Consider the following 11,070-nt stretch of genomic DNA (forward strand, 5'->3'; position numbering starts at 1 on the left):
CTAGGGAAGGAAGGGAGCGTATGATGAAGACGGGAATAGGATTTCTTAGAATAATAAATTTTATGTCAGTGTGTACTCTTCTATTTTTTTTTCTAGCTAATCAAGTTTCAGCATCACCGACTAACACTAATAAGGTAATAGATATCATGACGACTCCTGAAAAAATATTATTTGATATTGATAATTTTAAACCTGGAGACTGGGCAACAAGAACCTTAACTATAAAAAATAGTGGTTCAGAGGATTTTAACTATTTAACTTCAGCAGATCGAAAATCGGGATCGAAAAAATTGTATGAAGAGTTATATCTTACCATTTCTGATAGCAGCGGTGAGTTTTTTAAAGGGAAATTAGGTGAATTTAAAAAAATAAATCCTAGACCAATTGTAAGTGGTAAACAAGAAGAACTAATTTTTACAGTTGAATTTCCTTCACATTTAGGGAACGAGTACCAGGGGTTGGAAACTGAAGTCGAAATGAAATTCTATGCAGAAGGTACCTTAGGGGGAGTTCTCCCTGTTGATGGTCCAAAATTGCCTGAGACTGGTACAAATACCTTTAACATACTGATTGCTGGTGTTGTTTTGGTTTTAGGTGGAGGAATCTTATTTATCTTCTTAAAAAGACGATTAAGGTCTGTTGATTAACCGATTTCAAATAACAGGGGCTTTTAATTACCAAGATGTTCTTTATTGAGAATTACAAAGAGTTTCATAGTAGAAAATGTTTAATTCTCTTTTATAAAGCTTAAAGTGAGGTTCCCAATGAAATTCATCATCATTCTACTAGCAATCTTAAATCTATTAGACGCTTTTATCACTCATTTGGGAATCCTTGGTGGGCATATTTCAGAAGCAAATCCATTGATGTATACATTATACGAGTTAAATCCTTTTTTCTTTCTTTTTGCAAAAGCATTACTTTCCATATTTTTAATAGCACTTATCTTTATCATTCGTTTCCCAGTTAGTAAATTAATTCGTTCTTTATCCTATGTAGCCACTGCTTTATACACATATGTCTTTTTCCTCCATGGCTATTGGATTACGCAAATATTTTAAACAATGGAGGAAACCATATGTACACGAAAACATGTCCAAAATGTAACCAACCATCCTTTAGCAGCAGTAAGCTCGGTAAGTGGAAATGTCCTATATGTCAATTTGATCTTATAAGCCTGCTTGCACGTGATGCAGGAGAAGTTTTTCCTTCATCATTACAGAACAAATATCCAATTACCCAACAATTTGAATCCCACAATAATTCCACTTTTGAAACATACATATGAAAATAAAAAATGCTTCAGGCAACTAATGTGCCGAAGCATTTTTTTCCGCATAAACTGGCAGTAATTTCTTTTTTCTAAAGATAAGAATTCCATATTGAAGGGGAGCAACTGCCAGTAAAAGCCCGATTAGCTTAACGAACCTTCATCGATGAAGGTTCGTTTTCACGTCATTTATTATCCATTTTCCATTTGTTAAATTCTAAGAAAGATTTAAATTCGTCTTTGGAAACTCCTGATTTCATTGCCTCTCGTACAAGCCTTGTCCATTCTGAATCAAGTTCTACACTTTCAGGCTCCGATTGTTCATGGAGTAATTCATTAACCGTTACGCCTAATACTGTAGATATTTTTTCAAGAAACTGGATAGAAGGGTTTGATTGGAGATTCCGTTCGATTGAGCTCAAGTATGATTTGGCAACTCCTGCGCGATCCGCTAGTTCAGATAATGACAATTGTTTTTGTAGGCGATATGTTTTAATACGTTGACCAATCATGACTTTTCACCTTCCTTCCTAATCCCATTATAACATATAACGAAGTGAATGTTTTATAATAAGAACACAAAAAAGTGAAAAATAAAAAGAACCCGATTTAACCGAGTTCCCTGCATCCATATGTTTCCAATCTGTTGCGACAATTGGTTGCTGTATGTATAAATAAGGTCCGTTATGCTGTTTTACTTTGGAGGAAAGCTTGAATATCCTGGACGCTCATTCCCATCTCCACTGCTTCTAAAATTAGGTCGATCCATTCGTGATCTAATTGTTCGTTTTTGTTTTGTACTTCATTTAACATTTGTTTTCCTCCCAAAATACATTAGTATTCCAGGCAGTCCAGCCGTCATAATTGAAATCTTCAACTTTAGACCTGTGACTTTGCGTCCCTATTTTTCAATAAGTTTGCCTTTGTCTGTTCGAACCCAGCCGACTGACCTAAAACGATAGTCCTTCTATGTATAGAACCTTTGTATTACATTTAGAAGTATAAAACATAGGAAACAAACTTTCTGTAAAAAACTGTCGATGTCAAAATATTTAAAAAAGGTAAACGATAGGTTGTCCTCCTTAATAAAAAATGCCCTATATTCACCATTTATGTAGAAGAAACTCGAAGGATAGGGAAAAAGACCCAGGATTTGTTAACTAGAAGGAAATTAAGGTTAATACATAACGATATTTCTATAAGGACTTTTGTAGAATTACCAAATAAATGTAAGGTATTTGTCGAACGATTCTTTTGAAAAATGCCCACAAAAAATGTTATCTACCCCCAAAAATGAGGATAGGCCATAATTACAACGTATTTTGACATAGATAAAACAACCCGCCATTGATGATTTCGACAAGAACTTTCGGATAAAAGTAATTTATTTATCATTATATGGGATTTTTCAATAATTGGGGTTAATATAGAGTTTTGATAGGGGGATTTGGGGAGTGAGTAATACTAGTGTAATACCTACTCATCGTCTAAAAACTCCTTACGTAATTCGTCAATCGTATAAGAATAGGTTTCCCCATTTTCATATTCTGAACGAGATACCGAAATTGCATTGATTTCTGTTTTTGTAGGCTCATCTTCAGGCATTGTTAAAAGTTTAATCATTTTGACAAGCTCAGATAGTTTTTCGTCCGGTACCGCTTCAATTAATTTGTAAACATCTTCTCTTTTCGTTGCCAAATTATCATCTCCTTTTGCTTCCTATTATAGCTTATCCTTCGGGGAATAAACAGAATCATAAAAGGCCAGAATGACAACCGATTATAAAGCCTTATTCGGACAGGACTAAACAAGAACTTCTGATTGAAAGTTCGAATGCAAGGGTCATTCAGACAGACCAATGTATATTTGCTGGCAACTAGTCTAAATGCGAGGTTCATTTAGACAGTCCAAGGAAGAACTTCCATTGCAGTGTACAAATGTCAAGCCCATTCAGACAGAACAAAGTAGAACTACTGTTTGAAAGTCCGAATGCAAGGCTCATTCGGACAGATCAAAGTAGAAGTGTCGGTGCGAGTCCAAATACAATGCCCATTCCGACAGAACAGGCAGATATTAAATAATAATAGTCTAATGAAGAAAAAATTTGTTAAATTAACATTGGCGGCAAAACCCACTCTATAAAACATAGGATAGGCCATAATTACATCGTATTTTGACAAAGATAAAACAACCCGCCATTGATGATTTCGACAAGAACTTTTGGTTCGTACTGGTCCTTTAGTGCTTGTTTTTCAATTTCATAGCTCTCTGGTTTTTCTTCGATACCTTCATAAAAGGCATCTAACAAAGCTAAGTCCTCATCCCAGCGCTGTCTTGCCTCATCTGCCCATGCGTGATCCTGTGTTTCCACATAGCCTCTCACATATTGCTGAAGACGATTGACACCACTTTGTGGTCTGACAAGCGGTGACATTGTGTACGTTAAATCTGGTATTTTAGGAGTAAGTGGCAGCTTTTCAAGTTTTTCCTGAAAATCCTCAACAATAACTCCATTTATAAGCTGAATGCCAAGTGACATTAATACATCGCGTTTGCGGTCACTTTTATAGGAAACCTTCACATTTAGACCAAGCCAAGGGTAAAGGGGTGTATTGCCTTGAGCGCCAGGCGGTTTTTGCTGGTACAACCGGATATAGCTTGCAAGCTTTTTCGTTGATTCAAAAATTTGGTGCAAGCGGGGTGTTCCGAAATGAATAAAATCACCCTTTATGTTATCCGGTGTTTGATCCCGGTCTGTAATTAACGTGAGCTTCATCGGATTCGGTTCTCCACCTGTTTTTTCAACATAGGTCCAGTAAAAGGGACGGTTCATAAGTTGCTTATCCAAATCAATCGTCAATTGGACTGTCATATGCCCAGGGTTTCGTTCAAGAATTTCACAATGGTTGGATACAAAATATTTTTCTAGAAAATTAACTATTTCCTGTTGCTGCATGCTGTTCACCACCATTTTGTTCTTCAAAACTAATAATTGATGTTAAATTCTCCATTTTTATTCTCATTTCGCCTTCACTACGAGACCGAAGCATGATGTCTTGAATATGGTCCTCAATATTTCCTAGGTCGAGTCTTGTTAAGATATCATCCAGTTGCCCAATGACGCGCTCAAACAGATTAATTTTTTCATATAATAGCTTCAAAATATGCTCTTCAACTGTGTTCTTCGTTGCGAAATTATAAATATGGACATCCTTTTCCTGACCAAGTCGATGAATACGCCCGATCCGCTGTTCAAGCCTCATCGGATTCCATGGGAGGTCATAGTTGATAATATGATTACAGAATTGCAGGTTAATCCCTTCGCCGCCAGCCTCGGTTGCAATCAATACCTGGAATTTACCTTTAAACAATTCTCTCATCCAATCCTTTTTCCCGCGCTTGAACCCACCTCGAAATGGAACGGATGATATGCCATTTTGCTGCAAAAACCATTGTAAATACATTTGAGTCGCACGATATTCGGTAAAAATTATTACTTTATCATCAATTTGCTTAATGAGTTCAACTGCTTTTTCAGCCTTTGAGTTTTGCGTGACTTGCTCGACTTTATTCATGAGCCCTAAGACCATATCCTGAGGGGCAGAAGCGCTACCATCTTCATTTTTCTTCTCAAGCATCTTTTTCAATGTAAAATAAACGGCTTCGCGGCTACTACAAGCCTCTCTTTGCAAAGTAAGAATTGAGAACATACTCGACGCAAAGCCGGAAAAGCTAGACCGATAGGCGGAAATCGCATCATAAAGCTCCTGTTCCGTCTCTGAAAATTCAATCGGAACGGTTTCAACCTTCCGTTTTGTCCATTCAATTCCAGTGTCATCACGGCGATTCCGAATCATCACTTTATTGACCAGTTCCTTTAGATGCGCATGATCATCGATAGAGCGGCTCTTTTTCCCGAATGACTCCTCGAAATTCTCCTGGTTACCTAAATGCCCAGGCTTAAGCAAGGACACGAGATTAAAAATCTCATCGATTCGGTTTTGAATCGGGGTTGCCGTTAATAGTAAACAAAACTTCTTTTTTAGGTTTTGAACAAATTCATAGTTTTTTGTTTTATTGTTTTTAAGCTTGTGAGCCTCGTCGATGATAATTAAATCATAATCCTGCTCATACACGATTTCCCGATGAGGACTTCTTTTGGCAGTATCAATAGAAGAAACAATCACATCATATTGCTCCCACATATAGCTTTTCTTTTGCTGAACCGCTGGAATGTAAAACTTCTGATTTAATTCTGAAGCCCATTGAGATACAAGCGAAGCGGGGACTAGAATCAACACTTTTTTTACAAGTCCGCGAATCATATATTCTTTTAAGATCAGTCCAGCTTCAATTGTTTTTCCGAGCCCAACTTCATCAGCTAGTATCGCTTTTCCATTCATTTTTTCAACAACTTGCTTTGCCACCTCCAGCTGATGTGGAAGTGGTGTTAACTGTGGTAAATGCTTAGGAGCCTGAAGACCTTCGAAATCAGGTATCGACTGGTGTTTTTCCACTTCATATGCAAGTTTGTACAACTCCCAGTTCGCCCAAGGACCGTCATCGTCAATTCTTTGCAGAAAGTCACCCTGCCACGACTGATCAAATTCAAAATCGACATTCATATATTCACAGTCCTTTCTTAGTTGAGTATTAATATAGTAGAAAGTGAACTTTTTCATAAAACACGAACGTTTTACAGAAAAAATAAATTAATGTTAAGAAAATAATATATTGCCCAATCCGCTGGATAATGGTAGGATGAAGGTAGTTGGTAAACGCTTCTCTATGCTTTTTAGAAGGGTTTAGTGATACATTCTAATTGATAAAAACAAGCTATTGGGCTGGAATTGGTTAAATTTCCATATTCGTTTCGTTAGTATTACCAAAAAAATGAAAAATATGAAGACCGCGAATGACAACAAGGGGAGAGACTACTTTTTTGTAGCGCCGAAGGAGCAAGCAAAACCATTGTGAATCTCTCAGGCAAAAAGACTCTTGTTCGACGCAACTCTGGAGAGAGCCGATTTTATGGCCACCAAAGGGGCAAACCTAATAGAGTAGGGTTCAAAAAGGAGGACAAAAAGAGCCGAGAAGGTCGAGGCGGCGAAGTTTCGAGGAGCGGAGTGTATGCTTTAATACATGAGCACCGCAGAAGCGAGCCAACGAAGAGATTCGACAGCTATTTTTCCCGGACTTTTTGAACTTCATCTTAGGTAAACTTTCAGGTGCAAGGACAGAGACTTCACACTTCTGTGGAGTCTATCTGTCCTTTTTTGTGTTTTCAGAATCTTTTGGTTTTAGAATTGAGGCCCAAATAACTTTTAAAATGATGCAATGTGAGGGAGGAATCGGATTTGACCGAGTTAAAACGTACACCATTATTTGATGAGTATCAAAAGCATGGCGCCAAAACAATAGATTTTGGCGGGTGGGATCTTCCAGTTCAATTTTCAAGTATTAAAGAAGAGCACGAAGCGGTTCGTACAAAAGCAGGTCTTTTTGACGTATCCCATATGGGAGAAATCGATGTAAAAGGAAAAGACAGCTTAGCGTATCTCCAAAAAGTAATGACAAATGATGTTTCAACGTTAAAGGATGGCGCAACACAATATACGGCGATGTGCTATGAAAATGGTGGAACAATTGATGACCTGCTGATCTATAAAAAATCCGATGAACATTATTTACTTGTTGTAAATGCTTCAAATACAGAAAAAGATTTTGAATGGCTAAAAGAGCATGTCTTTGGTGATGTGGAAGTGGTCAACATTTCAAACGAGATGGGACAAATTGCGCTTCAAGGACCACTAGCTGAAGCTGTTTTACAAAAGCTAACTAATACAAATTTAAGTGAAATCAAGTTTTTTAAATTCCAAGACGATGTTGTGATTGCTGGAAAGAAAACACTTGTTTCAAGAACTGGCTATACAGGGGAAGACGGCTTTGAAGTCTATTGCCGGGCTTGGGACACAGCTACCTTATGGAATGCTATTTTAGAAGCTGGAGAACCAGAAGGAGTTTTACCTTGTGGATTAGGTGCTCGTGACACATTACGCTTTGAAGCGAATCTTGCACTTTATGGACAAGAACTATCAAAAGATATCACACCAATCGAAGCTGGAATCGGCTTTGCGGTGAAACCAAATAAAGAGGCTGACTTTATTGGGAAAGCAGTTTTAAAAGAGCAAAAAGAAGAGGGAGCTCCTCGTAAAATTGTTGGGATCGAAATGATTGATAAAGGAATTCCGCGTCATGGTTATGAAGTGTATATTGGTGACGAGCAAGTAGGGGAAGTTACGACAGGAACACAATCACCAACCCTTCAAAAAAATATTGGGTTAGTTCTTATTAAATCAAATCATGCCGAACTTGGAACTGAAGTTGAAGTTCAAGTTCGTAAAAAACGTCTTAAAGCAATTGTGGTGGCAACACCTTTTTATAAGCGTCCAAAAAAATAACTGAGAATAGTGAGGGTTCAAAAGGAGGATAAAAAGGACCAAGAAGTTCAAGGCGGTGCAGCTTTGAGTACCGGAACGTATGCAGTTAATACGTGAGGAACGCAAAAGCAAGCCAACGCAGAAATTCGATGTGTCATTTTTACCGGACTTTTTGAACATCCTCTAAGTGGGAAAGGGGTACATTCATGAAACATCGTTACTTACCAATGACGGAACAAGATCAAAACGAAATGCTCCAAGCAATCGGCGTATCGACTGTCGATGAGCTTTTTAGTGATATTCCAGAAAGTGTTCGATTTAAAGGCGAGTACAAGATTAAAAAGGCGAAATCAGAACCTGCATTAATGAAAGAACTTTCTGTTCTTGCTGCAAAAAATGCTGATTTACGCCACAACGCTTCTTTCTTAGGAGCAGGTGTGTACGATCACTATATGCCTGTAATTGTGGATCATGTTCTTTCACGTTCTGAATTTTATACTGCATATACACCATACCAACCTGAAATATCTCAAGGTGAGCTTCAAGCTATTTTTGAATTCCAAACAATGATTTGTGAATTGACTGGTATGGAAGTAGCGAACTCTTCTATGTATGATGGTGGAACATCTCTAGCTGAAGCAGCTATGCTTTCATGTGGTCATACAAGAAAGAAAAAAGTACTCGTTTCTGGGGCTGTTCATCCAGAATCTAGACTTGTTCTTGAAACCTATGCGAAAGGTCAATACATTGAAGTAGTTGAAGTTCCAACAAAGAGCGGTGTAACAGACATTGAAGCATTAAGATCTTTAATGGATGACGATGTGGCAGGTGTGATTGTTCAATATCCTAACTTCTTTGGTCAAATTGAACCTTTAAAAGAAATCGAGGAAGTCGCTCATACCGGAAAAAGCATGTTTGTTGTATCGAGCAATCCATTAGCACTTGGTGCATTAACACCTCCAGGAAAATTTAGTGCTGATATCGTAGTTGGGGATGCACAGCCATTCGGAATCCCAGCTGCATTTGGCGGACCGCACTGTGGATATTTCGCGGTTACATCAAAATTAATGCGTAAAGTGCCGGGTCGCCTAGTAGGTCAAACGGTTGATGAACAAGGGAAACGCGGTTTCGTATTAACCCTTCAAGCACGGGAACAGCATATCCGTCGTGACAAAGCGACATCAAATATTTGTTCAAACCAAGCTCTAAACGCATTAGCAGCATCTGTTGCGATGACAGCATTAGGTAAAAAAGGTGTGAAAGAAATTTCAACTCAAAACCTTCAAAAAGCCTACTATGCAAAGCAACAATTTAAAGCAAATGGCTTCGAACTTCCATTCGACGGACCAATCTTTAATGAATTTGTTGTAAAAGTAGGTCAATCTGTTAAAGAAGTAAATGCACGTTTAATCGAAAAAGGAATTATCGGCGGTTATGATTTAGGCCGTGACTACCCAGAGCTTGAGGGGTATATGTTAGTTGCAGTAACTGAGCTTCGTACAAAAGAAGAGATTGATACTCTTGTAAAAGAATTGGGGGATAGCCATGAATAAGCAGGATCAACCATTAATTTTTGAACTATCAAAGCCAGGGCGAATTGGTTATAGTTTGCCAGAATTAGACGTACCTGAGGTAAATATGGATGAGATTATCCCTAGTGACTATCTTCGTGTTGAGGAGCCAGAACTGCCAGAAGTATCTGAACTAGATATTATGCGTCATTACACGGCATTATCAAGAAGGAATCATGGAGTAGATTCAGGTTTTTATCCACTGGGATCATGTACAATGAAGTACAATCCAAAAATTAATGAAAACGTTGCTCGCTACAATGGATTTGCCCATATCCATCCGTTACAAGACGAAAGCACAGTCCAAGGTGCGATGGAATTAATGTATGACCTGCAAGAGCATCTAAAAGAAATTACTGGAATGGATGAAGTGACCCTTCAACCGGCAGCTGGTGCACATGGTGAGTGGACCGGATTAATGATGATCCGTGCCTACCACGAAGCAAATAACGACACTGCTCGTACAAAAGTTATCGTACCTGATTCAGCACATGGTACCAACCCAGCATCTGCAACAGTAGCTGGCTTTGAAACGATCACTGTAAAATCTGGTGAGGACGGATTAGTAGATCTAGAGGATTTACGTCGAGTAGTTGGACCGGATACAGCTGCATTGATGTTAACCAACCCGAATACACTAGGTCTGTTTGAAGAGAATATTTTGGAAATGACAGAAATCATCCACTCAGCTGGTGGTAAAGTTTATTATGACGGTGCAAACCTGAACGCGGTATTAAGTAAAGCTCGCCCTGGAGACATGGGATTTGACGTTGTTCACTTAAATCTGCACAAAACCTTTACTGGTCCACATGGCGGTGGAGGCCCAGGTTCTGGTCCTGTCGGTGTAAAGGAAGATTTAATTCCTTATCTGCCAAAACCGGTTCTTGTAAAAACAGAGGAAGGCTATCAATTTGATTACAACCGTCCACAATCAATCGGGCGTGTAAAACCGTTCTATGGAAACTTTGGAATCAATGTTCGTGCGTATACGTACATCCGGTCAATGGGACCAGATGGTCTTAAGGCGGTTACTGAAAATGCTGTAATAAATGCAAACTACATGATGCGTCGACTAGCGCCACATTTTGACCTGCCATATGATAGACACTGTAAACATGAGTTCGTAATCTCAGGTAGACGTCAGAAAAAATTAGGTGTTCGTACATTAGATATTGCAAAACGATTGCTCGATTTCGGTTATCATCCGCCAACCATTTACTTCCCACTAAATGTTGAGGAATGTATGATGATCGAACCGACTGAAACAGAATCAAAAGAAACACTGGATGATTTCATTGAAGCGATGATCCAAATTGCGAAAGAAACAGAAGAAAATCCAGAAATCGTTCAAGAAGCACCACATACAACAGTTGTAAGCCGACTTGATGAAACATTAGCAGCAAGAAAACCTGTATTACGCTATCAAAAACAATAACTATCTATATAGAAGAGATTCATCCTGTTTTGGATGAGTCTTTTTTTTACCATAAATTACCGTGTTTAAAAGTATTGAAAAATGGACGTTGGGCTGATAATATAGGTTAAGTCATCACGACAACGTGATTGATTGAGTCACACTTTTAAAAAACGAAGAAATTGTTTTTGAAAAAGTTGTTGACATGAAAGTTTGGTACATGATATATTATTAAAGTCGCTTTTGAGCGGCGGTTAAAAGTTCTTTGAAAACTGAACACAATACAAGCGTCAACGTTTTAATTTTATTTTATTGAGCAATCAATACTCTTATTGGAGAGTTTGATCCTGGCTCAGGATGAACGCTGGCGGCGTG

The 11,070-nt window shown here is 38.3% G+C and carries 11 protein-coding genes and 2 riboswitches; of the genes, 6 read left to right on the forward strand and 5 right to left on the reverse strand.

Going from position 1 to position 11,070, the window contains the following annotated elements:
• The first annotated feature begins 20 nt into the window (after positions 1-20).
• Positions 21-647, forward strand: a complete 627-nt coding sequence (locus LKW28_RS07380) for a TasA family protein (protein WP_229139699.1) — start codon at positions 21-23, stop codon at positions 645-647.
• Positions 648-764: 117 nt separating this feature from the next.
• Positions 765-1,061, forward strand: coding sequence for a DUF5658 family protein (locus LKW28_RS07385; protein WP_229139700.1), 297 nt, complete (start codon positions 765-767; stop codon positions 1,059-1,061).
• Between the two features lie 394 nt (positions 1,062-1,455).
• On the opposite strand, the gene LKW28_RS07390 is transcribed toward LKW28_RS07385, so the two are convergent.
• The 3 genes from LKW28_RS07390 to LKW28_RS07400 form a co-directional block, all read right to left on the reverse strand.
• Entirely contained in the window at positions 1,456-1,782 is a 327-nt protein-coding gene (locus LKW28_RS07390; RefSeq protein ID WP_229139701.1) for a helix-turn-helix domain-containing protein, read from the reverse strand.
• 172 nt (positions 1,783-1,954) lie between these two features.
• Complete coding sequence (locus LKW28_RS07395) at positions 1,955-2,083, reverse strand: anti-repressor SinI family protein (RefSeq protein WP_229139702.1); 129 nt, start codon at positions 2,081-2,083, stop codon at positions 1,955-1,957.
• A gap of 29 nt (positions 2,084-2,112) precedes the next feature.
• Positions 2,113-2,202, reverse strand: a riboswitch (cyclic di-GMP riboswitch).
• Between the two features lie 544 nt (positions 2,203-2,746).
• Positions 2,747-2,968 carry a hypothetical protein gene (locus LKW28_RS07400; protein ID WP_229139703.1) on the reverse strand — a complete coding sequence of 74 codons (222 nt, stop codon included), beginning with the start codon at positions 2,966-2,968 and terminating at the stop codon, positions 2,747-2,749.
• Between the two features lie 239 nt (positions 2,969-3,207).
• On the opposite strand from LKW28_RS07400, the gene LKW28_RS07405 reads away from it, so the two are divergent.
• Positions 3,208-3,351: a hypothetical protein gene (locus tag LKW28_RS07405; RefSeq protein ID WP_229139704.1), complete on the forward strand. Its 144-nt coding sequence runs from the start codon at positions 3,208-3,210 to the stop codon at positions 3,349-3,351.
• A gap of 80 nt (positions 3,352-3,431) precedes the next feature.
• Here LKW28_RS07405 and LKW28_RS07410 read toward each other — a convergent pair whose 3' ends face one another.
• On the reverse strand, positions 3,432-4,226 hold the full coding sequence (locus LKW28_RS07410) for a YqhG family protein (protein WP_229139705.1): 795 nt from the start codon (positions 4,224-4,226) through the stop codon (positions 3,432-3,434).
• Positions 4,204-5,895, reverse strand: coding sequence for a DEAD/DEAH box helicase (locus LKW28_RS07415; RefSeq protein ID WP_229139706.1), 1,692 nt, complete (start codon positions 5,893-5,895; stop codon positions 4,204-4,206). The genes LKW28_RS07410 and LKW28_RS07415 overlap by 23 nt, the downstream gene beginning before the upstream one ends.
• A 290-nt stretch (positions 5,896-6,185) precedes the next feature.
• Positions 6,186-6,278: riboswitch (glycine riboswitch) on the forward strand.
• A gap of 349 nt (positions 6,279-6,627) precedes the next feature.
• Here LKW28_RS07415 and gcvT point away from each other — a divergent pair.
• From gcvT to gcvPB, 3 genes are all read left to right on the forward strand, one after another.
• Positions 6,628-7,731 carry a glycine cleavage system aminomethyltransferase GcvT gene (gene gcvT, locus LKW28_RS07420; RefSeq protein ID WP_229139707.1) on the forward strand — a complete coding sequence of 368 codons (1,104 nt, stop codon included), beginning with the start codon at positions 6,628-6,630 and terminating at the stop codon, positions 7,729-7,731.
• Between the two features lie 185 nt (positions 7,732-7,916).
• Positions 7,917-9,263, forward strand: a complete 1,347-nt coding sequence (gene gcvPA / locus LKW28_RS07425; protein ID WP_229139708.1) for an aminomethyl-transferring glycine dehydrogenase subunit GcvPA — start codon at positions 7,917-7,919, stop codon at positions 9,261-9,263.
• Positions 9,256-10,716 carry an aminomethyl-transferring glycine dehydrogenase subunit GcvPB gene (gene gcvPB, locus LKW28_RS07430; RefSeq protein ID WP_229139709.1) on the forward strand — a complete coding sequence of 487 codons (1,461 nt, stop codon included), beginning with the start codon at positions 9,256-9,258 and terminating at the stop codon, positions 10,714-10,716. Before gcvPA ends, gcvPB begins: the two co-directional genes overlap by 8 nt.
• Positions 10,717-11,070: the final 354 nt, after the last annotated feature.

The organism is Bacillus sp. REN16 (assembly GCF_020731355.1).
GTDB lineage: Bacteria > Bacillota > Bacilli > Bacillales > Bacillaceae_L > Ferdinandcohnia.

What these genes read in the sequence shown, in the direction of transcription:
- gcvPA (WP_229139708.1), top strand. Translation starts at nt 7,917, where the DNA reads ATGAAACATCGTTACTTACCAATGACGGAACAAGATCAAAACGAAATG.
- gcvPB (WP_229139709.1), top strand. Translation starts at nt 9,256, where the DNA reads ATGAATAAGCAGGATCAACCATTAATTTTTGAACTATCAAAGCCAGGG.
- LKW28_RS07395 (WP_229139702.1), bottom strand. Translation starts at nt 2,083, where the DNA reads ATGTTAAATGAAGTACAAAACAAAAACGAACAATTAGATCACGAATGG.
- LKW28_RS07415 (WP_229139706.1), bottom strand. Translation starts at nt 5,895, where the DNA reads ATGAATGTCGATTTTGAATTTGATCAGTCGTGGCAGGGTGACTTTCTG.
- LKW28_RS07385 (WP_229139700.1), top strand. Translation starts at nt 765, where the DNA reads ATGAAATTCATCATCATTCTACTAGCAATCTTAAATCTATTAGACGCT.
- LKW28_RS07390 (WP_229139701.1), bottom strand. Translation starts at nt 1,782, where the DNA reads ATGATTGGTCAACGTATTAAAACATATCGCCTACAAAAACAATTGTCA.
- LKW28_RS07405 (WP_229139704.1), top strand. Translation starts at nt 3,208, where the DNA reads ATGTCAAGCCCATTCAGACAGAACAAAGTAGAACTACTGTTTGAAAGT.
- LKW28_RS07380 (WP_229139699.1), top strand. Translation starts at nt 21, where the DNA reads ATGATGAAGACGGGAATAGGATTTCTTAGAATAATAAATTTTATGTCA.
- LKW28_RS07410 (WP_229139705.1), bottom strand. Translation starts at nt 4,226, where the DNA reads ATGCAGCAACAGGAAATAGTTAATTTTCTAGAAAAATATTTTGTATCC.